Origin of the sequence: Mycobacterium sp. Marseille-P9652, from assembly GCF_902652685.1 — a bacterium.
Classification (GTDB): domain Bacteria; phylum Actinomycetota; class Actinomycetes; order Mycobacteriales; family Mycobacteriaceae; genus Mycobacterium.
Genome location: NZ_CACRUY010000050.1, coordinates 1 through 21,558 on the forward strand (window position 1 = coordinate 1; position 21,558 = coordinate 21,558).

Sequence of the window (21,558 nt, forward strand, 5' to 3'; positions counted from 1 at the left end):
GCCCGGGTGGGGGTGCGTCCGGCGGTTTCGGTCCGCGCGGCGGTTCGGTCGCGGGCGGCGGTGCCTCGGGCGGTTTCGGTGGTTCGATCCGGGGCAGCTTCGGAAGCTCGGGCGGCTTCAACCCCCTGAGCGCGTCGGCGGCACCACGGCCGACCTTCCCAAGCTTCGTCAGCGGGCCGCCGGGCAGGGCCAGCGTGCCGATGTCGAAGACAGACTTGCCGGCCGCCTCGGCCGGGTTCGTCTTCCACTCGTCCCAGTGGACGACGCTCTTGCCTAGTTGTTTCCACGACTCCTCGATGCCGGGCGCGTGTTCGCCACCGAGGCCGACGAGCGGTAGGGCTCCTTTGACCTCGTTGGCCAGGTCCCGGCCGTACCCAAGCGGGTCGAGCATGGCTCGCGGCGCACTGATGTCCCAGATGCCCTCGACGAACCCGCCGGCCTCCGACCACACGCCCTTGGCGTATTGCCCGACTTGGTTGAGGGCCCGTCCCACCTCGGTGCCGTGCAAGAACTGATCCCACTCCCTCGCGGCGTGACGGCCCATGTCGGTGGCGACCTTGACGGCGTCGGCGAGGGTGGCCGCGATCTCAGCCCGCAGGGCGGCCACCTCGGCGCCGAAGTTGTCGACCACCGTGCGGATGTCGTCGGCGATCTTCTTGATCTCGTCCTCGTCCTCGTCGGTCAGGAACTCCCAGACCTCTTTGAGCCCGGTCAGCGGGTCGCAGATGCGGGCCAGCAGGTCGAGGATCGCCGCGTGCACCTTGTCGACCTTGGCCGCGTACTCGCCAAGCTTGGCGGCGATCTTCTGACACTGCTGGGTTAGGCTGGTGGTACTTGTGAAGGCGTCGGTGAACGCCCGGTCGATAGCCGGTCCCTCCGGGATTCGTTGTCCCCGAACGACATTTATCGGTCCGCCGGTGCCCAGCACCTCGGCGAGCGCGAACTGAGTGCCTGCGGCGCCCCACGCGGTGGCCGCGGCGCGCAACTTCCCGGAATCGGCAGTGGGCCAGATCATCCCGACGTAGGGGGCCACCCACCCCCAACCCGCCGGGGCGCCGCCACCGGAGCCGACCGCCGACGGCGGAGAACCCGCCGAGAGCGGCCCGGTCACCGACGGCGCGGGAAGCGGACCCCCGCCGCCACCGACGTTGGACATCGCGTCGGCCAGCGAGTAGTTGTGCGCCGACATCCGCACCCCATCGCCGATGCTGCACAACCCGTTTCGGGTGGCCACCATGGCGTCGACGAGCTTGGCGGCAGCACCGTCGTAGCTGTGCCCCAGCGCGGCTCCGACGGGATCGTCACCGGCCATCCCGCCGCATCCCGAGAGCGTCGCGGTCAGGGTCGAGATGACCGAGCCCAGGCCCTCGCCGGCCGTCACCACCTGGGCGCCCGCGTTGTCGAGAGCCGCCGGGTCGCATGCCAGCGGGGACATCAGCTCACGACCACATGCCCAGGTTCGTTGTCGCGGCGCCGGTGTAGTTGTGGTGCGCGGTGGCGGCCGCCTTCTGCAGACGCGCCAGCGCCTCGCGCATCATCGCCTCACCGCGCACCCAGCGCCGGTGCGCCTCGGCATGGGCCGCCGCGCCCTCACCGGCCCACGATTCGTGCAAACGCGTTGCGCGAGAATCGATTTCGGCGAGCATCTCCTCGGCGTGACGCTTGAAGTCGGTCATCCGCTTCACCGCGTCGGCCAACGCTTCCGGGTCGACGCGAAACGCCTCAGCCACGGTAGACCTCGCGCATCTCCCGGGCGGCCGCCGCCTCGTTGCGCTCGTAGAGGCCACCGGCCTGCTCCGCCCGATGCGCCAGCATCGCCAAGCCGACCCGGACCTCCTGCGCGCCGCGGTGCCACAGCTCCCATGCCGACCCGTACGCGCTGCCCGCCCCCCCGCTCCAGCCCCCCAACGCCTTTCCCACCTGCTCGTCGAGCTCGGTCAACTGGGCGAGCAGCTGCTCCGCCGCACCGCCGACGGAGGCGGCAAACGACTGCATCACGGCGGGATCGACCCGCAACGCCCCCTCACCAGCCACAGCCGCAACCTAACGACCTCCCGCGAGTGCCACAATTCACCCATGAGCCGCGCCCACGTCGAGTTGCTGACCCGCGACGGGTGCGCCATCTGCGACCGCGTGCACGCCCGCCTCGCCGAGCTTTCGGACGAGCTCGGATTCGACCTGTCCGTCACCGACGTTGATGCCGCGGCCGAGGGCGGCAACCCCGCGCTGCGGGCGGAGTTCGGCGACCGGCTGCCGGTGGTCCTGCTCGACGGGCGCGAGCACAGTTACTGGGAGATCGACGAGGCGCGCCTGCGCGCCGACCTCGCCGGCTGACACTCCCGGGCCCCGTCCGCGTAGTGACGTCGGTCAATTATTTGGTAGCCCACCTCATAAACGATTACCGTGGACAGCAGTTAAGTCACTGGAAGAGGCAAGGGAGCTGGCCAGGTGATGCTGCCGTGAGCATCCTGCTCTTCGGGGTTTCGCACCGCAGTGCGCCGGTCTCCGTCCTGGAGCAACTCAGCGTCGACGAGTCCGATCAGGGCAAGATCGTCGACCGGGTGCTGCAGTCGCCGCTGGTCACCGAGGCCATGGTGCTGTCGACATGCAACCGGGTCGAGGTCTACGCGGTGGTGGACGCGTTCCACGGCGGGCTGTCCGTGATCGGCCAGGTGCTGAGTGACCACTCCGGCATGTCGATGGGGGACCTCACCAAGTACGCGTACGTCCGCTACAGCGAGGCGGCCGTCGAGCATCTGTTCGCGGTCACCAGCGGGCTGGACTCCGCCGTGATCGGGGAGCAGCAGGTCCTCGGCCAGGTGCGCCGCGCGTACGCCGCCGCCGAGGCCAACCGCACCGTCGGGCGGGTGCTGCACGAACTCGCGCAGCGGGCGCTGTCGGTGGGCAAGCGGGTGCACTCCGAGACCGCGATCGACGCCGCCGGCGCCTCGGTGGTCTCGGTCGCCCTGAGCATGGCCGAACGCCGCCTGGGCGGACTGCACGGCAAAACCGCCGCGGTGGTCGGCGCCGGCTCCATGGGTGCGCTGGCGGCGGCGCACCTCACCCGCGCCGGCGTTACCCACGTCCACGTCGTGAACCGTTCGCTGTCCCGGGCGCAGCGGCTGGCGCGCAAGATCCGTGAAACGGGCGCGCGCGCCGACGCGATGACCCTCGACCGCCTGCCCGACGCACTGGCCGGCGCCGACGTCGTGGTGAGTTGCACGGGGGCCGTGAGCCCGGTGGTGACGCTCGCCGACGTGCACCACGCGCTGGCCGCCACGCGCCGCTCGACCGTCGACGAGGCCGCCCACCCCCTGGTGATCTGCGACCTGGGCATGCCGCGCGACGTCGACCCGGCCGTCGCGGGCCTGCCCGGTGTCTGGGTGGTCGACGTCGACCGTGTCCAGCACGAGCCGTCGGCCCACGCGGCTGCCGCGGACGTCGACGCCGCCCGCCACATCGTGGCGGCCGAAGTCGCCACCTACCTCGCTGGGCAGCGCATGGCTGAGGTCACCCCGACCGTGACGGCGTTGCGTCAGCGCGCCGCCGACGTGGTGGAGGCCGAGCTGCTGCGCCTGGACCACCGCCTGCCGGGCCTTCAGGGCGCCGAGCGCGAGGAGGTGGCGCGCACCGTGCGACGCGTCGTGGACAAGTTGCTGCACGCGCCGACCGTGCGGATCAAGCAGCTCGCCAGCGCGCCGGGTGGCGACAGCTACGCCGAGGCGTTGCGCGAGCTCTTCGAGCTCGACCAGACGGCTGTCGACGCCGTCGCCGCGGGCGAATTGCCGGTGGTGTCAAACGGATTCGACGCGGGGACGCCCGCAGCAACCACCGAGTAGCCGATTGGCGCACGTGATCCGGATAGGCACGCGGGGCAGTCTCTTGGCTACCACCCAGGCCGGCACCGTCAGGGACGCATTGATCGCCGCGGGGAACCCGGCGGAACTGGTGACCATCAGCACCGCCGGCGACCGGTCGTCGGCCCCGATCCAGACGCTGGGCGTCGGCGCCTTCACCACCGCGCTGCGCGAGGCGATCGAGGACGGGCGCGTCGACGCCGCCGTGCACTCCCACAAGGATTTGCCGACCGCGGACGACCCGCGGTTCACGATCGCGGCGATCCCCCCGCGGAACGACCCGCGCGACGCGCTGGTGGCCCGCGACGGGCTGGTGCTGGGGGAGTTGCCGGCGGGTTCGCTGGTGGGGGCGTCATCCCCGCGGCGGGCCGCGCAGCTTAGAGCATTGGGTCTCGGTTTGGAAATCCGCCCCCTACGAGGCAACCTAGATACCAGGTTGAACAGGGTAAGCAGTGGTGATCTTGACGCGATCGTGGTGGCCCGGGCCGGTCTCGCCCGACTGGGCCGCCTCGACGATGTCACCGAGACGCTCGAGCCGGTGCAGATGTTGCCAGCACCTGCTCAGGGCGCTCTCGCGGTCGAATGCCGCGCCGGTGACGACGAGTTGGCGGCGGTGCTCGCGGAGCTCGACGACGCCGACACGCGCGCGGCGGTCACCGCGGAGCGGGCCCTGCTCGCCGAACTGGAGGCCGGTTGCTCCGCACCGGTGGGCGCGATCGCCGAGGTGGTCGAGTCCATCGATGAGGAGGGCCACGTCTTCGAAGAGTTGTCGCTGCGCGGATGCGTGGCGGCGCTCGACGGGTCCGACGTGATCCGCGCGTCCGGCATCGGCACTCCCGGGCGGGCACGAGAGCTCGGGCTCTCCGTGGCCGCGGAGCTGTTCGAGCTTGGCGCCCGGGACTTGATGCGGGCAGCGCGGCAAGAAGGGCCCGCGCCGGAAACTGAATGAAAACGACTGGGAGCGACAATGACTCGTCAATCACCCATGCGAGGGCGTAAGCCGAGGCCCGGCCGCATCACCTACGTGGGTTCCGGTCCGGGTGACCCGGGGCTGTTGACGACGCGGGCCGCCGCCGTGCTGGCCAACGCCGCCCTGGTGTTCACCGATCCCGACGTGCCCGAGCCGGTGCTCGCGCTGATCGGCAAGGACCTGCCGCCGGTGTCCGGGCCCGCGCCGGCCGATGCGGCGGCGCCGAACGCCGACGGCGCCACCGAGTCTCAGGCCGCCGTGATCACCGGCGGTCCCGACATCCGCCCCGCCCTGGGCGAGCCCGCGGAACTCGCCAAGACGCTCGTCGCGGAGGCCCGCGCCGGCGCCGACGTGGTGCGCGTGGTGGCCGGGGACCCGCTCACGGTCGACGCGGTCATCACCGAGGTCAACGCCGTCTCGCGCAGCCACCTGCACCTCGAGATCGTGCCCGGCCTGGCGGCCACCAACGCGGTCCCGACCTACGCGGGCCTGCCGCTGGGCTCGTCGCACACGGTCGCCGACGTGCGCGGCGAGGTCGACTGGGAGGCGCTGGCCGCGGCCCCCGGCCCGCTAATCCTGCAGGCGACCGCGTCGCACCTGGCCGACGCGGCGCGCACGCTGATCGAGCACGAACTCGCCGAGAGCACGCCGTGCGTCGTCACCGCGCAGGGCACCACGTGCCAGCAGCGGTCGGTCGAGACCACCCTGCAGGGTCTGACCGATCCGGGTGTGCTGGGTGCCGACCCCCGGGGCGTCGGCGAACCCAAGAACGCCCCGCTGGTGGTCACGATCGGCAAGACGGTGGCCAACCGGGCCAAGCTCAACTGGTGGGAGAGCCGCGCGCTGTACGGCTGGACCGTGCTGGTGCCCCGCACCAAGGACCAGGCCGGCGAGATGAGCGAGCGGCTGACGTCCTACGGCGCGCTGCCCATCGAGGTGCCGACCATCGCCGTGGAGCCGCCCCGCAGCCCCGCGCAGATGGAGCGCGCCGTCAAGGGTCTGGTCGACGGGCGATTCCAGTGGGTGGTGTTCACCTCCACCAACGCCGTGCGCGCGGTGTGGGAGAAGTTCGGCGAGTTCGGGCTGGACGCCCGCGCGTTCTCGGGGGTGAAGATCGCCTGCGTCGGCGAACAGACGGCCGACCGGGTCCGCGCCTTCGGGATCAGCCCCGAGCTGGTGCCCGCCGGGGAGCAGTCCTCGCTGGGCCTGCTCGACGACTTCCCGCCCTACGACAGCATTTTCGACCCGGTCAACCGGGTCCTGCTGCCGCGCGCCGACATCGCCACCGAGACGCTGGCCGAGGGTCTGCGCGAGCGCGGCTGGGAGATCGAGGACGTCACGGCCTACCGGACCGTGCGCGCCGCGCCGCCGCCGGCGGCCACCCGCGAGATGATCAAGACCGGCGGGTTCGACGCGGTGTGCTTCACCTCCAGCTCCACGGTGCGCAACCTGGTGGGCATCGCCGGCAAGCCGCACGCGCGGACGATCATCGCCTGTATCGGCCCGAAGACCGCCGAGACCGCCGCGGAGTTCGGGCTGCGGGTCGACGTCCAGCCGGAGACCGCCGCCGTGGGTCCGCTGGTCGACGCCCTGGCCGAGCACGCCGCCCGGCTGCGCGCCGAGGGCGCGCTGCCGCCGCCGCGTAAGAAGAGCCGCAGGCGATGACTCATCTCGCGTTGACTCTGCGTCCAGGGCGCAGAAGCGCGAGTAACCTCCGCCCTCAACGCAGAGTCAACGGACGAGGATGAGGCAGCGTCCGCGCCGGCTGCGCTCCACGCCCGCGATACGCCGGCTGGTGGCCCAGACGTCGCTGGAGCCAAGGCATTTGGTGCTGCCGATGTTCGTCGCCGACGGCATCGACGAACCGCGACCCATCGCGTCCATGCCGGGCGTCGCGCAGCACACCCGGGAGTCGCTGCGCCGCGCCGCCGCGGACGCCGTCGCCGCCGGGGTGGGCGGGCTGATGCTGTTCGGCGTGCCCCGCGACGAGGACAAGGACCCGACCGGCTCGGCCGGCATCGACCCCGACGGCATCCTCAACGTCGCGCTGCGGGACCTGGCCAAGGATCTCGGCGAGGCCACCGTGGTGATGGCCGACACTTGCCTCGACGAATTCACCGACCACGGGCACTGCGGCGTGCTGGACGACCGCGGCCGCGTCGACAACGACGCCACCCTGACCCGGTACGTGAAACTCGCCGTGGCGCAGGCGGAGTCGGGGGCGCACGTGGTAGGGCCGAGCGGGATGATGGACGGTCAGGTGGCCGCCATCCGCGACGGCCTCGACGCGGCGGGCTACACCGACGTGGCGATCCTGGCCTACGCCGCGAAGTTCGCCTCGGCGTTCTACGGCCCGTTCCGCGAGGCCGTCAGCTCCAGCCTGTCCGGCGACCGGCGCACCTACCAGCAGGAGCCGGGCAACGCCCGCGAGGCGCTGCGCGAGATCGAACTCGACCTCGGCGAGGGGGCGGACATCTTGATGGTCAAGCCCGCGATGAGCTACCTCGATGTGGTGGCGGCCGCGGCCGACGTGTCGCCGGTGCCCGTCGCCGCCTACCAGGTGTCGGGGGAGTACGCGATGATCTGCGCCGCCGCGGCGAACGGATGGATCGACGAGCGCGCCGCCGCGCTGGAGTCGTTGACCGGCATTCGGCGCGCCGGAGCCGATATGGTGCTGACCTATTGGGCCGCCGACGCGGCGCGCTGGCTCTCGTGACGGAGCCGGGGGCGGATGACGATCACCGGATGGGGCGTGCGATGACATCAGCGAGGGAGGCCGAGCCGAAGCGGTTGTTCTACGAGCCCGGCGCCAGCTGGTACTGGGTGCTATTGGGCCCGATCTCGGCGGTGTCGATGATCCTGATCGAGATCTGGAGCGGGGCCGGTATCCAACTGCTCACGCCCATCATCTTCTTGGTGATGGTCAGCGCGTTCGTGGCGTTGCAGGTCAAGGCGGCCCGCATCCACGTCTCGGTCGAACTGACGCAGGACGCTTTGCGCCAGGGCACCGAGACGGTCCTGGTCCGCGAGATCGTCAAGGTCTACCCCGAACCGGAGCACCACGAGAAGTCGGGCAAGGAGTTGGCGAAGTGGCAGTCGTCCCGGGCGCTCGGCGAGCTGGTGGGCGTGCCGCGCCGCCGCATCGGCATCGGGCTCAAGCTGAGCGGAGGCCGCACCGCCCAGGCCTGGGCCCGCCGTCACCGCGATCTGCGGGCGGCGCTGACCCCGCTGGTGCAGGAACGGGTGGACCCGGCGTCGTCCGACAGCGACGCCGACGACGATCCCGAGTCGGCGCTATGACCGGCCGGATACGGGCGTTCGTCCAGCTCGCCCTCGCCTGTGCGGCGTTGGCGGGTGCGGCGGTGTGCTGGCTGAACGCCCGGCATACCATCGGTGTCGCGCCGATCGCGGACGGACAGCCGTCGACCACGGCTCTGGTGTACGACCCTCAGCTGTTGCTGTTGACGATGATTCTGGTGACGACCGCCGGCGTGCTGGCGGTCACGGCCGGCGCAAGGCTACGAACGCGCGTTAGGCCGTCTTCTTGATCAGCGGCAGGACCAGCTGACGGCGGTTGTCGATCGCGTCGGCCAGGTCGTGCAGCGCCTCGTGCACCGAGGCGGTCACCGGGAACATGTCGCCGAGCAGCTCCGGCGCAGCGGGGCTGGGCACCAGCGTCCACTCGACGCCGGCCTCGCGGCACGCGTCGTCGAACGCCGAAAGCAGTGAGAAGCCGACGGTTCCGGAGTGGGTGACCTCGCTCATGTCGAGCACCAGCGGGGAGCTGCCGAGGGTGAAGCGGCGAAGGTGCTGCCCGACCGCGTCGACGTTGTCGGCGTCGATCTCGCCCCGGATGGTCACGACGGTCGCCAGGTGACGGCAGTGTGCCCGGATCCGGGCGCCACCGCAGTCGACGGTGGTGATGGCAGTCGTCATGATCGTCCTCCTGCGTGGCGTTGCGTCCAACGCTAAGGCGCAAACCTAAGGGGACCGGTAGCCCGCTCTAACTCTTTGCTAAGAGGTGACGGCGCGACCGCGTGCGCGGTGGAAAGCCCCGGTGGGGCCGCCTCCGACGACGTTAGCGGAGCCGAAACCCGCCTCCGACCCTCACGGCCTTGGCGGCGTCGCGCTGTTAGGCTGCGTGGGCTGCCGGTGCCAATCGGGGGGCTCGAGCGTGGGCGGGAGCGCCCGGTCGGCCGGGACTGGACGGCGAACGGAACAGCAGAGGCGACACGGAAAGAGCAGCGTGCGGACTCCAGAGATCAGGGGAGAGATCAAAGCCCTCACGGGACTCCGCATCGTCGCCGCGTTGTGGGTGGTGCTGTTTCACTTCCGCCCGATGGTGGGCGACGCGTCGCCGGGTTTCCGTGACGCACTGGCCCCGATCCTGGACTGCGGCGCGCAAGGCGTCGACCTTTTCTTCATCCTGAGCGGGTTCGTGCTGACGTGGAACTACCTGGACCGGATGGGCCGGTCCTGGTCGACGCGCGCGACCCTGCACTTCCTCTGGCTGCGGCTCGCCCGGGTGTGGCCGGTGTATCTCGTGACGCTGCACCTGGCCGCGCTGTTCGTGATCTTCACCCTGCACGTCGGTCATGTGCCCCTGCCCGAGGCGGACGACCTCACCGCGACGAGCTACGTGCGCCAGATCCTGTTGGTGCAGCTGTGGTTTCAGCCGTTCTTCGACGGGTCGAGCTGGGACGGCCCGGCCTGGTCGATCAGCGCCGAGTGGTTGGCCTACCTGCTCTTCGGCGGGGTCGTGCTGGTGGTGTTCCGGATGCGGCTGGCCACCCGGGCGCGCAGCCTGATGTGGTTGGCCTTCGCGGCGTCGCTGCCGCCGGTGGTGCTGCTGCTCGCCAGCGGGGAGTTCTACACGCCATGGAGCTGGTTGCCGCGGATCGTGACGCAGTTCGTCGCCGGCGCGCTGGCCTGTGCCGCCGTGCGCAGGCTGCGCCTCACCGATCGTGCCCGCCGCGCAGCCGGCTACCTCTCCCTGCTGCTCTTAGCCGCCATGGTGGGCATCCTGTATCTGCTTGACGCGCACCCGATCAACGGCGTGCAGGACAGCAGCGGTGTGGTCGACGTGCTGTTCGTCCCGCTGGTCATGGCGCTGGCGGTCGGCATGGGCAGCCTGCCGAGGGTGCTCTCGACCCGGGTGATGGTGCTCGGCGGCCAGATTTCGTTCTGCCTGTACATGGTTCACGAGCTGGTGCACACCGCGTGGGGCTGGGCCGCCGAGCAGTTCGAGCTCAACCCGCAGGACTCCCCGTGGAAGTGGAATGTCGTTGGGCTGCTGGCGATTTCGGTGTTTCTGTCGATCCTGCTGTACCACCTGGTCGAGGAGCCGGGGCGCCGGTGGATGCGCCGGATGGTCGACGTGCGGGCCGCCAGGCCGGCCGTCGAGCCGGGAGAGCCGTCGGGAGCGAAGCTGCGCCCGGTAGACGGTGCGCGGGAGGCGGTTTCGGCCCGCGCCGTGTGACGCCGTGTGACAAAGGCCGGGTTTCGTCGGCTCCCGGTTAACCTGGGCTTGCCGATGCGTTTCGAGGGGAGGGAACAGTGAGTCGCGTGGCCGCCTTCGTCGCGGGCCTGGCCCTGGTGGTCGTGCTCGTCGGCTGGCCGGGTCAGGTGCAGGCGGGCAACGACCTCACCATGCTGACCCAGGACTATCGCCTGCTACACGTCGCGATCGTCAGCGATTCCTACACCACCGGGACGAATGAGGGTGGCGAGGGTCCGCGGTCGTGGCCCGCCCGTGCCTCGCAGATCCTGACCCAGGCCGGTGAGCGCATCGTGCCGGATGTGGCGGCCGAGGGCCGAGCCGGTTACGTCGTACGCGGCGACCACGGCAGCGTTTTCGAGGACCTCGTCCCGCGCGCGGTGAAGCCCGACGATGCGCTGGTGGTGTTCTTCGGCTCGCGCAACGACCAGGGTGTCGATCCGGGGCTGCTGGCCGGACGGGTGTCGGCCGCGCTGGATCTCGCGCGCCGCCTGGCGCCGTCGGCCCGGCTGCTGGTGATCGGGCCGCCCTGGCCGACGGCCGACGTCCCGCCCGCCATGTTCGCCATCCGCGACGTGCTCGGCGCCGCGGCGGCGGGAGTGGGAGCGTCGTGGGTCGACCCGATCGCCGATCGCTGGTTCGTCGACCGGCCCGACCTCATCGGCGCGGACGGCGTGCACCCCACGGACGCGGGCCATCAGTACATGGCGGACATGATCGCGCCGCTCATTCACATGCAGTTGCCGCCGACCTAGATCTAGGCGTGCCGGGCGGCTTCCTGCGCGAGCTGCACCCGCGACGAGACACCGAGTTTGGCGTAGACGTGCGTGAGATGGGATTGCACGGTGCGCGGCGAGACGAACAGACGCGCGGCGATGTCCTTGCTGGGCAACCCTTCCGTGGCGAGCCGGACGACGTCGCGCTCGGCGGGCGTCAGCGATTCCCAGCCGCTCGCCGGGCGCCCGCGCGCACCGCGACCGCGTTGGGCGTAGGCGATCGCCTCGGCGGTGGAAAGGGCACTGCCCTCCGCCCACGCGGTATCAAAGACGTCCTCGCCCAACGCATCTCGCGCTGCCGCGAGCGCTGTGTCGTAGTTCGTTTGGAAGGCCTTGGAACGCGCCTCGCCGTGACGCTGCCGCAAGGCCTCGGCCGCGCCGAAAAGCCGGGCCGCGTGCTCGGCGTCTGCGGCAAGCGCGGCAAGACCTTCGAGCGCATCCGGGAGGTACTGGTATCCGCCGGTGCGCTCGGCGACGACGAGAGCTTCGTGCAAGTCGGTTTCGGCCTGCTTTGGCTCGCCCTGAGCGACCGCGACCCGCGCGCGGGAAGTCAGCGCCAGCATCAGATGAAAGCCCGGCGCGACCGTGACCGTGTCGTCTGCCCAGCGACGGGCGGCCACCGGATCGCCGCAGATCAGCGTCGCGTCGGCCAGCGGCATGGTGCACCTGGTAAGCAGCTCCTTCAGCGGGTATGTGTGCCGCCACGCGGCCTCGCACGCCTGCTTGGCCGCCGCGGCGTCGCCCGCCGCCATTGCGGAAACGGCCAATGCCGCGTACGCGCTGTCCTCGTGGAATCCGCCCAGCGCGGCCCCGACTTCCACGGCGGCCTCGGCGGACTCACGCGCCCCTGGGGCATCACCGGCGATGGCGAGCGCGATCGCCGAGATGATCAGGCCGAATGCTTCCATCGGGCGGTCCCCGGCCGCCCGTGCCTCCTCGACCAGCGCACGGCTGACAGCGCAGGCCTCCGCCACGTTGCCCCGCTGTGCCAGCGCGGTCCCGAGGAAGGTCCGGCTATAGCGCGACGTGAATTTGTCGCCGAGCGCGTCTGCGAGGTCCCGCGCCTCCTCGCCGGCCGCCTGTGCGGCGATCGGATCGCCGCCGGCGGAGTAAACGAAGCTCTGGTAGGCGCGCAGCTGGGCGTATGCGGTGAGATCGCCCGATGCGCGAGCCAAATCGGTTGCCTCCGCGAAGTGCGGAGCGGCCAGTTGGGCATCGTTGAATGTCAGCATCGCGCAGGTCGCCAGGCAGTGCACGATGAGCGCCCGGTCGCCGAGTAGGCGCGCCGCTGCGAGCGCTTCCTCCGCGCGCGGCAGGCTGACCGGAGCGGAGAACCAGACCGCCAGGAGGCCCGCGTCGGCGACCGCGCGCACCCAGATCTCGGGTGCCACGTCGGCGTCGCGGTAGCGGCCGTCGCTGAACACCGCGTCGAACCCCGCCACGCCCTCGCGGAACCGTCCGCGCGTCAGCCACACCGGCTGCAGCGCCGACACCAGCCGCAGCGCCGGCCCGAACTCGGCGGCGTCGCAACTCCATGCGTGCGCGGCCCGAAGGTTGTCCATCTCGGGGAGCGCCCAGAGCGCCAGCGGCGCCCTGTCGCCGAGTCCCTGACCCGCCAAGGCGACCGCCGCGGCGGTGTAGTGGTCGCGGTGGCGCGTTCGCACGGACTCGGCTTCGCCCGACTCCGCGAGCTTCTCGAGTCCGTACTGGCGCACGGTTTCCAACAGCCGGTAGCGCATCACGCCGTCGCCTTCCTCGGCGACGACGAGTGACTTGTCCACCAGGAGGCCGAGGAGGTCGATGAGCTGGAAGTGCTCCACGTCCGCGTCGGCACCCACGGCCTGCGCGGCGTCGAGGTCGAACCCGCCCATGAACACCGCCAGGCGGCGAAACAGGACGCGCTCGGGTTCGGTGAGCATGGCGTGCGACCAGTCGATGGACGCCCGCAGGGTCTGCTGGCGGCGAACGGCGTTTCGCGCGCCACCGGCGAGCAGGCGAAAGTTGTGATGCAGCCCGTCGACGATCTGGGTGAGCGACAGGGTGCGGCTCCGCGCGGCGGCCAACTCGATCGCCAGCGGCATGCCATCGAGACGCCGGCAAATTTCGGCGACCACCGGTGAGTTCTCTGTGGTCAGGCGAAAATCCGGTCGGGTCCGGCGGGCACGGTCGACGAACAGTTCGACCGCCTCGTCCTCCACCGACAGCGACGGCACCCGCCAGGTCTGCTCCCCGGCGATGCCGATCGGCTCCCGGCTCGTTGCCAGCACCGTCACGTCCGGGCCCGCGTCGAGCAGCCCCATCACCAGCTCGGCGCAGGCGTCCAGCAAGTGCTCGCAGTTGTCGAGCACCAGCAACACGGTGCGGTCCCGGACGAACTTCGACAGCATCTCCATGGTCGAACGGCCGGGCTGGTCGGCCAGGCCAAGCGTGCGCGCCAGCACGAGGGGCACCAGCAGGGGATTGGCGACGGGCGCGAGGTCGACGAACCAGGCCCCGCCGGGGAACTCGTCGGCCACGCGGGCGGCGACCTGCACCGCCAGCCGCGTCTTTCCGACGCCGCCCGCACCGGTCATCGTCACCAGCCGGTTTTCCTTCAACGTCGCAGCGACGTCGCCGATCTGCTCGCCGCGGCCCACGAAGCTGGTCAGCTGGGCCGGAAGATGGGCGCTGGCAACGACATTCGCGGTGCGCAGTGGCGGGAAGTCGTTGCGCAGCGCGGGGTGGTTGAGTTGCACGACCCGCTCCGGGCGCGGCAGGTCACGCAGGGGATGCACCCCGAGGTCGGTCAGCCAGGCGTCGACGGGCAGCCGGTCGACGACCAATTGTTCGGTGGCGCCGGACAGCACCGTCTGCCCACCGTGGGCAAGGTCGCGCAGGCGCGCGGTCCGGTTGACGGTGGGCCCGGCGTAGTTCCCCGCGTCGCGGAGTTGCACCTCACCGGTGTGCAGCCCGATGCGGATGCGGATCGGGGCCAGGTCGGCCAGCTGCAGCGCCAGGGCGCACGCGACGGCGTCGCTGGCACGGGCGAACGCGAGCACGAAGCTGTCGCCCTCGCCCTGCTCGACCGGCCGCACCCCGCCGTGGGCGGCGATCAGGTCGTCGACCGTGCGGTTGAGCTTCGCCAGCGCGGTGGTCATGGAGTCCGACTGGGTTTCCCACAGTCGGGTGGACCCTTCGACGTCGGCGAGGAGCAGCGTGACGGTTCCGGTCGGCAGCTCCACGCCCTGCTCGCTCCAAGTCAGCAGCGGCGTCTCCGCCGGCAGATCAATTGCGCTCATGCTAGCCAGCATCAGGGCCCGAGGGCAGGCAAACATCAGCACAAATGCGTACGGCGGCGCGGAAGGCATGCGGATTCGCGAAGCCGGGGCGCTACAGGCTCAGTCTTCGGCGTGCCGCTCGTAGTCCCAGCGCTCGAGGCGCGCCTGCAACTGCAGCAGGCCGGCTCCCGCGACGGGAGCGACGACCGCAATGCAGACCACCATCAGCGGAGTCATCTCACAACCTCCAAAAAGCTTCCAACAGTATGACGTTTCCGTTCGCTTATTTGGTTCATTTCGGCCGACATGTCGGCCTCGTTCTCCTCCTAGTTGCGAGCCATCGCGTCCGCCGCCACCGGCGCCGCGGTTGGGCGTACTCGCTCATCACGTGGTTGTCCTCGCGGAGCACGAGCGTGTTGCCGACGATCGCCGGGCAGCGGTCCGTCGCGCGCAGGGCCCTCGATGTCGGGGCGAAAGCGGCGCTGGCGCATCGACATGCCTGCCTAGGTCGCCATCCAGGCCAGCTCGCCGGGCAGTTGCAGGCGCCAATAGACCATGTCGTGCCCGCCGATGGAGAAGCTGCCGGCCGGCGGGGTGCGCAGTTGGGCCACGAATTGTCGCGCCGCGGGGTAGAAGCGGTCGAAGAGCCCGCAATCGACGCGCAGCGGAATCGAATTCAGCGCGGGCACACCGAGGACGCTGTTCTGGGCCCAGTCGTCGGCGTTGTCGAACGCCCCGGGGGTGGTGTCGGCGAACGACGGAAACAGCGCCGGGCTGATCGCGCAGATGCCCGCCGTGCGCGACGGCCCCAGCTTGGCGCCCAGGTGCAGCGCGCCGTAGCCGCCCATCGACCACCCCATGAAGCCCACCCGCGAGGTGTCGAAGCCCATCGTGGACAGCATGGGCAGCAACTCGTCGAGCACCATCGCGCCGGAATCCGTCCCGTCTGCCCTCTTGTGCCAGTAGGTGTTGCCGCCGTCGACGCTGACGACGGCGACCGGTGGCTTGCCCTCCTTGACCAGTCGCGCCAGGGTTTCGGGGACACCGATCTCCACCATCTGATTGGCGTCGCCGTCCATGCCGTGCAGCGCGATCACCGGGCGCAGCGTCCCGGTGTGCCCCGGCGGCAGCGCGATCACGTAGTTGGTCTTCGCGCCGCCGCGGGCCGCGGAGACGAACGATCCGGTGATCTTGCTGGGCAGGCTGCTGCCCGCGGTCGGCGGCTCGAACGGGGCGGGGGCCAGGGGCGGCGGCGTCGCCGCGTGCGGCTCGAGCGGGTCGAGCAGCGCGCTCAGCGCCCACGCGCCCGCGGCGGCTGCGCTCCCACCGGCGCCGACCCGCAGGAACGCGCGACGGTTGACTCCAGGCACAAGGGCCAATAATGCCGCGTCAGAAGGGGTTTTGGGCCGCAGGTCGGCGGTTGCAAAACCATTGTGATCTCGCGGTCATCAAGTGGTGATGTCGACTGGCCGCCTTTACGCTCGGCGGGTGGTGGTGCAGCGTTTTCTGGCCGTGCTGTCGGTGCTCGTCGTCGTCGCCGCGTGCGGACATCCGTCTGAGACCCCCGCGGCTCCCGAGACCGCGACGCCGATCCACCACCTGGTCGTGATCTTCCAGGAGAACGTGTCCTTCGACCACTACTTCGGGACCTACCCGCACGCCGCCAACGTCGACGGCCAACCCTTCACACCCAGGCCCGACACCCCCGGGGTCGACGGCCTCAACCCAGAGTTGTTGGCGCATAACCCCAATACGGCGCAGCCCGTCCGCCTGGGCGGCCCGGCACAGCAGGTGACCTGCGACCAGGACGACGCCTATCAGGCCGAGCAGGCGGCCTTCAACGGCGGGGCCATGGACCGGTTCGTCGAACACACCGAGGGCGACCCGTGCGCGCCGCCGCTGTTCAGCGCTGCCGGGCTGGTGATGGACTACTACGACGGCAACTCGGTGACCGCGCTGTGGAACTACGCCCAGCACTATGCGATGAGCGACAACTCCTTCAACACCACCTTCGGCCCGTCGTCGCCTGGCCACATCAATCTGGTGTCGGGTCAAACACACGGCGTGACAAAGACGTTCATGCCCGGCGGGAAGCCGTTCCCGCCGCACCTGGTGATCGCCGACGCCGGGAACGGGCAGGCGACCCTGATCGACGACTCGCAGCCGTTGGGCGACGACTGCTCCAGCCGGGACCAGGTGCAATTCGGGCCGGGTAACAAGAACGTCGGCGACCTGCTCAACGCCAAGGGGATCACCTGGGGCTACTTCGAGGGCGGGTTCAAGCCGACCGGACGCCGGGCCGACGGCACCGCCGAGTGCGGCGCGACGCACAACGTGGGCGCCGCGCTGGGCGGAACCGGCAAGACCGGGACGCTGCCGTTCGGCACCAAGTCCGACTACGTCCCCCACCACCAGCCGTTCCAGTACTACCCGTCGACCGCCAACCCGCACCACCTGCCGCCCAGCGCGCCCGACCAGATCGGTCGCAGCGACCAGGCCAACCATCAATACGACCTGTCGGACTTCTGGGCCGCCGCCGACGCCGGCCGCCTGCCGTCGGTCAGCCTCCTCAAAGCGCCCGCCTACCAGGACGGGCATGCCGGCTACTCGGATCCGCTTGACGAGCAACAGTTTCTGGTCGAGACGGTCAACCACCTGCAGGGGCTGCCGCAATGGCGGGATACGGCGATCGTGATCGCCTACGACGACTCCGACGGCTGGTACGATCACAAACCTTCGCCGATCGTCTCGCCGTCCGCCACCGCCGAGGACGTGCTGAACGGGCCCGGAAAATGCGGGGACGCGGGCGCGGTGCCCATCGCCTACCAGGGCCGGTGCGGTTACGGCCCGCGGCTGCCCCTGCTGGTCATATCCCCTTATGCGAGAACGAATTTCGTTGACCACACCCTCACCGACCAGACGTCGATCCTGAGATTCATCGAGGACAACTGGAACACCGGCCGCATCGGCGACCACTCGCTCGACGAGCGTGCCGGTTCGCTGAACGCGATGTTCGACTTCACCGGTCCGGCCCAGCCGCCGCTGATCCTCGATCCCCGCACCGGCAATCCGCGATAGCCCCCGGGATTCAATCTGCCGGGTTTCAACCCTCCCGCGCGTTGCGCGGTTCCCGGACGATGGAGCTTTCGTGTCCGAGTCTTCAGGAGTGTTGATGAGTCTGGCGTTTCATTGGTTTCTGCCCACCTACGGTGACTCGCGGAACCTGGTCGCGGGCGGACACGGCACGGCGATGTCCGGTGACCGGCCCGCGTCGCTGCGCTACCTGCACCAGATCTGCGCGGCCGCCGAGGACAACGGCTTCGAGGCCGTCCTCACCCCGACCGGACTGTGGTGCGAGGACGCGTGGTTGACGACGGCGATGCTGATCGAGCGCACCGAGACGCTGAAGTTCCTGGTCGCCTTCCGGCCGGGCCTGCTCAGCCCGACGCTTGCCGCGCAGATGGCGGGCACCTTCCAGCGGCACTCGGAGGGGCGGCTGCTGCTCAACGTGGTCACCGGCGGCGAGCCGCACGAGCAACGGGCCTACGGCGACTTCCTGGACAAGGAGTCGCGCTACGCCCGCACGGCCGAGTTCCTGCACGTCGTGCGCGAACTGTGGACCTCGAGCGAGCCGGTGAGCTTCGCCGGCGACCACATCCACATCGAGGGCGCGCAGCTCAACAACCCGCCGGACCCGATCCCCGCGGTGTTCTTCGGCGGGTCGTCCGGAGCGGCCGGCCCGGTCGCCGCCAAGTACTCCGACGTCTACCTCACCTGGGGTGAGCCGCGGGCCGCGGTCGCCGAAAAGCTCGACTGGATACGCGGATTGGCCGCCGACGCGGGCCGAATCCTGCAGTTCGGCCTGCGGATCCACGTCATCAGCAGGGACACCTCCGCGCAGGCCTGGGCCGAAGCCGAGCGGCTGCTGGCCGCCGTCGACCCCGCCGACGTCGAGCGGGTGCAGGCGAGCCTGGCCCGCAGCGAGTCCGAGGGGCAGCGCCGCATGCTCGACCTCCACGGCGGCAACAGCGGCCGGCTCGTGATCGCGCCCAACCTGTGGGCCGGGGTCGGGCTGGTGCGCGGCGGGGCGGGCACCGCGCTGGTGGGCTCGCACGCCGAGGTCGCCGAGAGGCTCATCGAGTACTCCCGGCTCGGCATCACGCATTTCATCCTCTCGGGCTACCCCCACCTCGAGGAGGCCTACTGGTTCGGTGAGGGCGTGCTGCCGCTGCTCGAGCGCGAGGGTGTGTGGCAACACCCCAATCGCCAGTCGCACCCCGCACCCGCGACGCCGTTCGCGGCCGCCTCGGCGCACTGAATCGCCGTGGCGACCACATTGCCCGGCGCGGCGCTCACCGCGCCCCAGGCGCACGACGAATCGGACGACGAGCGGCGCCGCCGGCTGCGGACCGTCGTGGCCGCGAGCCTGCTCGGCACCACGGTGGAGTGGTACGACTTCTTCCTCTACGCCACCGCCGCCGGCCTGGTCTTCAACAAGGTGTTCTTCCCGAGCGCGAGCTCGCTGGTGGGCACGCTGCTGGCGTTCGCGACGTTCGCCGTCGGCTTCGTCATGCGCCCGGTCGGTGGGCTGGTGTTCGGCCACATCGGCGACCGCATTGGCCGCAAGCGCAGCCTGGCGCTGACGATGCTCATCATGGGTGTGGCCACGGCGCTCATCGGCGTGCTGCCGACCGCGGCGCAGATCGGCGTGTGGGCGCCGATCCTGCTGCTCACGCTGCGCATCCTGCAGGGGTTCGCGCTGGGCGGCGAGTGGGCCGGCGCGGTGCTGCTGGCGGTCGAGCACAGCCCGGACGGCCAACGGGGGCGCTTCGGGGCCATTCCGCAGATCGGTCTGGCGCTCGGATTGGCCTTGGGCACAGGCATTTTCGCGTACCTACAGGTGGTCTTGGGTCCGGCGCGGTTCCTGGCCTACGGCTGGCGGATCGGCTTCCTGCTGAGCCTGGTGCTCGTCGTGATCGGCGTGGTGGTGCGGTTGAAGGTGGAGGAGACGCCGGCCTTCGCCGAGCTGGCTCAACTCGAGGCCACGTCGACCGTGCCGATCCGTGAGATCGTCCGCGAGCCGCGCTCCCGGCGCAACACGGTGCTCGGGCTGCTGTCGCGCTGGGCCGAGGGATCGGCGTTCAACACCTGGGGCGTCTTCGCGATCAGCTATGCGACCGGCGCGCTCGGCCTGCACCGGGTGTCCGTGCTGGTGGTGGTGACCATCGCCGCGCTGCTCATGGCGGTGCTGCTGCCGGTCTCCGGCGCGCTGACCGACCGCTTCGGCCCGCGGCGGGTGTACCTCGTTGGGGTGACGTGCTACGGGCTGGCCGCCTTCCCGGCCTTCGCGTTGTTCGGCACGCGGAACCTGCTGTGGTTCGGGCTCGCGATGGTGGTGGTGTTCGGTGTCGTGCACGCGCTGTTCTACGGCGCGCAGGGCACGCTGTATTCGGCGCTGTATCCGACCGCCACCCGGTACTCGGGCCTGTCGTTCGTCTACCAGTTCTCCGGCATCTACGCCTCCGGCGTCACCCCGATGATCCTCACCGCGCTGATCGCGGCCGCCGGCGGCGCGCCCTGGCTGGCGTGCGGCTACCTGGTGGCGACGGCGGTGATCAGCATCGTCGCGACCGCGCTGATCCGCGAACGGGACCTGCATCTGTAGCGGTCGCGCGCGAGACTGCGCTCTGCGCTTCGAGCCTGCGCTCAGCGCGTCGAGACTGCGCTCGGCGCGACCTTTTCGCCGAGATCGCGATGTGGGTTCAGGCTCGGCGCCGTCACCGCAGGCTCGACGCCCGAAAACTGCCCTGACGGGCGATAATGACGACCATGGCCGGCGCTCCGCAACTGCGGCAAGGACTCTCGCAGCGGCAACTGAGCATGATCGCGATCGGCGGGGTGATCGGCGCCGGGTTGTTCGTCGGCTCCGGCGTGGTGATCAAGGACACCGGCCCCGCGGCCTTCCTCACCTACGCCCTGTGCGGCCTGCTCGTCGTGCTGGTGATGCGGATGCTCGGGGAGATGGCCGCCGCCAACCCGTCGACGGGGTCGTTCGCCGACTACGCGGCGCGCGCCCTGGGCGGCTGGGCGGGATTCTCCGTGGCGTGGCTGTACTGGTACTTCTGGGTGATCGTGGTCGGCTTCGAGGCCGTCGCGGGCGGCAAGGTGCTCAACTACTGGTTCCACGCGCCGCTGTGGTTGCTCTCGCTGTGCCTGATGGTGCTGATGACCGCGACCAACCTGTTCTCGGTGACGTCGTTCGGCGAATTCGAATTCTGGTTCGCCGGAATCAAAGTCGCGACGATCGTGATCTTCCTGGGCGTCGGCGGGCTGTTCGTCCTCGGGTTGCTGCCGGGCCGGCACGCCGACTTCTCCAACCTCACGGCCCACGGCGGGTTCTTCCCCAAGGGCGTCGGGGCCGTCTTCGCCGCCATCGTGGTGGTGATCTTTTCCATGGTCGGCGCCGAGATCGTCACGATCGCCGCGGCCGAAAGCCGCGACCCGCAGCTCGCCGTGCAGCGGGCGACGCGGTCGGTGGTGGCGCGCATCGGGATCTTCTTCGTGGGGTCGGTCTTCCTGCTCGTCGTCATCCGGCCCTGGGACGCAGGCGAACTCGGCGCCTCGCCCTATGTCGCCGCGCTCAGGCACATGGGGCTTCCGGGCGCGGATCAGGTGATGAACGCCGTCGTGCTCACCGCGGTGCTGTCCTGCCTCAACTCCGGCCTGTACACGGCGTCGCGCATGCTCTTCGTCCTTGCCGACCGGCGCGAGGCGCCGGCCCGGCTCGTCACCCTGAGCCGACGGGGCGTCCCCCACCTCGCCATCCTGGCGTCGTCCGCCGTCGGCTTTCTCTGCGTGATCATGGCGTGGCTCGCGCCCAACACGGTGTTCCTCTTCCTGCTCAACTCGTCGGGCGCCATCATCCTGTTCGTCTACTGGCTGATCGCGCTGTCACAGATCATCCTGCGGCGCAAGACATCCCACGAGGACCTGCGGGTGAAGATGTGGTTCTTCCCCGTGCTGTCGATCCTCACCGTGGTGGCGATCACCGCCGTGCTGGTGCAGATGGCGTTCGACCGGTCGGCCCGTAGCCAGCTGTGGCTCAGCCTGCTCTCGTGGGCGGTGGTGATCGGGCTGTATTTTGCCGCGCGAGCGCGCGCCCGTGGTCGCGTGGGTGTTCCCGGCGCGCAGGAGTAACACG

18 protein-coding genes and 1 pseudogene are annotated in these 21,558 nt (G+C 70.4%); 13 read left to right on the forward strand and 6 right to left on the reverse strand.

Annotation, left to right across the window (positions count from 1 at the left end):
- From GPY60_RS21120 to GPY60_RS21130, 3 genes are all read right to left on the reverse strand, one after another.
- Nucleotides 1-1,435: WXG100-like domain-containing protein (locus GPY60_RS21120; RefSeq protein WP_444850864.1), on the reverse strand; the 1,435-nt coding region annotated here is incomplete at its 3' end.
- A 4-nt stretch (nt 1,436-1,439) separates the two neighbouring features.
- Nucleotides 1,440-1,730 carry a WXG100 family type VII secretion target gene (locus GPY60_RS21125; protein WP_156689652.1) on the reverse strand — a complete coding sequence of 97 codons (291 nt, stop codon included), beginning with the start codon at nt 1,728-1,730 and terminating at the stop codon, nt 1,440-1,442.
- Nucleotides 1,723-2,034, reverse strand: a complete 312-nt coding sequence (locus tag GPY60_RS21130; protein WP_255457253.1) for a WXG100 family type VII secretion target — start codon at nt 2,032-2,034, stop codon at nt 1,723-1,725. Before GPY60_RS21130 ends, GPY60_RS21125 begins: the two co-directional genes overlap by 8 nt.
- Before the next feature lie 42 nt (nt 2,035-2,076).
- Between GPY60_RS21130 and GPY60_RS21135 the strand changes: the two are divergent.
- The 7 genes and pseudogenes from GPY60_RS21135 to GPY60_RS21165 all read left to right on the forward strand — a co-directional run bounded on the left by GPY60_RS21135 (nt 2,077) and on the right by GPY60_RS21165 (nt 8,375).
- Nucleotides 2,077-2,452, forward strand: a pseudogene (locus GPY60_RS21135) (glutaredoxin family protein).
- A 7-nt stretch (nt 2,453-2,459) separates the two neighbouring features.
- A complete protein-coding gene (locus tag GPY60_RS21140; protein WP_156689654.1) occupies nt 2,460-3,839 on the forward strand; it encodes a glutamyl-tRNA reductase in 1,380 nt (459 codons plus the stop codon).
- 13 nt (nt 3,840-3,852) lie between these two features.
- Nucleotides 3,853-4,806, forward strand: a complete 954-nt coding sequence (gene hemC, locus GPY60_RS21145; protein WP_156689683.1) for a hydroxymethylbilane synthase — start codon at nt 3,853-3,855, stop codon at nt 4,804-4,806.
- Between the two features lie 36 nt (nt 4,807-4,842).
- A complete protein-coding gene (locus tag GPY60_RS21150; RefSeq protein WP_156689684.1) occupies nt 4,843-6,492 on the forward strand; it encodes a uroporphyrinogen-III synthase in 1,650 nt (549 codons plus the stop codon).
- A 79-nt stretch (nt 6,493-6,571) separates the two neighbouring features.
- Nucleotides 6,572-7,543 (forward strand): porphobilinogen synthase, encoded by a 972-nt coding sequence (gene hemB / locus GPY60_RS21155; protein ID WP_156689655.1) that lies wholly within the window; start codon nt 6,572-6,574, stop codon nt 7,541-7,543.
- 41 nt (nt 7,544-7,584) lie between these two features.
- Entirely contained in the window at nt 7,585-8,127 is a 543-nt protein-coding gene (locus GPY60_RS21160; RefSeq protein ID WP_156689656.1) for a DUF3093 domain-containing protein, read from the forward strand.
- Complete coding sequence (locus GPY60_RS21165; RefSeq protein WP_156689657.1) at nt 8,124-8,375, forward strand: hypothetical protein; 252 nt, start codon at nt 8,124-8,126, stop codon at nt 8,373-8,375. Before GPY60_RS21160 ends, GPY60_RS21165 begins: the two co-directional genes overlap by 4 nt.
- On the opposite strand, the gene GPY60_RS21170 is transcribed toward GPY60_RS21165, so the two are convergent.
- Nucleotides 8,359-8,763, reverse strand: a complete 405-nt coding sequence (locus tag GPY60_RS21170) for an STAS domain-containing protein (RefSeq protein ID WP_156689658.1) — start codon at nt 8,761-8,763, stop codon at nt 8,359-8,361. The two genes, GPY60_RS21165 and GPY60_RS21170, sit on opposite strands and share 17 nt — an antisense overlap.
- Before the next feature lie 310 nt (nt 8,764-9,073).
- Here GPY60_RS21170 and GPY60_RS21175 point away from each other — a divergent pair, with 310 nt between their 5' ends.
- Together GPY60_RS21175 and GPY60_RS21180 are read left to right on the forward strand one after the other, a co-directional pair.
- Nucleotides 9,074-10,306, forward strand: a complete 1,233-nt coding sequence (locus GPY60_RS21175) for an acyltransferase family protein (RefSeq protein WP_156689659.1) — start codon at nt 9,074-9,076, stop codon at nt 10,304-10,306.
- Nucleotides 10,307-10,383: 77 nt separating this feature from the next.
- Nucleotides 10,384-11,079, forward strand: a complete 696-nt coding sequence (locus tag GPY60_RS21180; RefSeq protein ID WP_156689660.1) for an Rv0518 family GDSL lipase — start codon at nt 10,384-10,386, stop codon at nt 11,077-11,079.
- A gap of 2 nt (nt 11,080-11,081) precedes the next feature.
- Here GPY60_RS21180 and GPY60_RS21185 read toward each other — a convergent pair whose 3' ends face one another.
- Nucleotides 11,082-14,390, reverse strand: coding sequence for a LuxR family transcriptional regulator (locus GPY60_RS21185; RefSeq protein WP_156689661.1), 3,309 nt, complete (start codon nt 14,388-14,390; stop codon nt 11,082-11,084).
- A 470-nt stretch (nt 14,391-14,860) separates the two neighbouring features.
- Nucleotides 14,861-15,736: an alpha/beta hydrolase gene (locus tag GPY60_RS21190; protein ID WP_156689662.1), complete on the reverse strand. Its 876-nt coding sequence runs from the start codon at nt 15,734-15,736 to the stop codon at nt 14,861-14,863.
- A 109-nt stretch (nt 15,737-15,845) separates the two neighbouring features.
- Here GPY60_RS21190 and GPY60_RS21195 point away from each other — a divergent pair, with 109 nt between their 5' ends.
- From GPY60_RS21195 to GPY60_RS21210, 4 genes are all read left to right on the forward strand, one after another.
- Nucleotides 15,846-17,435: a phospholipase C gene (locus GPY60_RS21195; protein ID WP_231639761.1), complete on the forward strand. Its 1,590-nt coding sequence runs from the start codon at nt 15,846-15,848 to the stop codon at nt 17,433-17,435.
- Between the two features lie 94 nt (nt 17,436-17,529).
- A complete protein-coding gene (locus GPY60_RS21200; protein WP_156689664.1) occupies nt 17,530-18,675 on the forward strand; it encodes an LLM class flavin-dependent oxidoreductase in 1,146 nt (381 codons plus the stop codon).
- 6 nt (nt 18,676-18,681) lie between these two features.
- Nucleotides 18,682-20,022 (forward strand): MFS transporter, encoded by a 1,341-nt coding sequence (locus GPY60_RS21205; protein WP_156689665.1) that lies wholly within the window; start codon nt 18,682-18,684, stop codon nt 20,020-20,022.
- A gap of 164 nt (nt 20,023-20,186) precedes the next feature.
- Nucleotides 20,187-21,554 (forward strand): amino acid permease, encoded by a 1,368-nt coding sequence (locus GPY60_RS21210; RefSeq protein ID WP_156689666.1) that lies wholly within the window; start codon nt 20,187-20,189, stop codon nt 21,552-21,554.
- Nucleotides 21,555-21,558 lie beyond the last annotated feature (4 nt).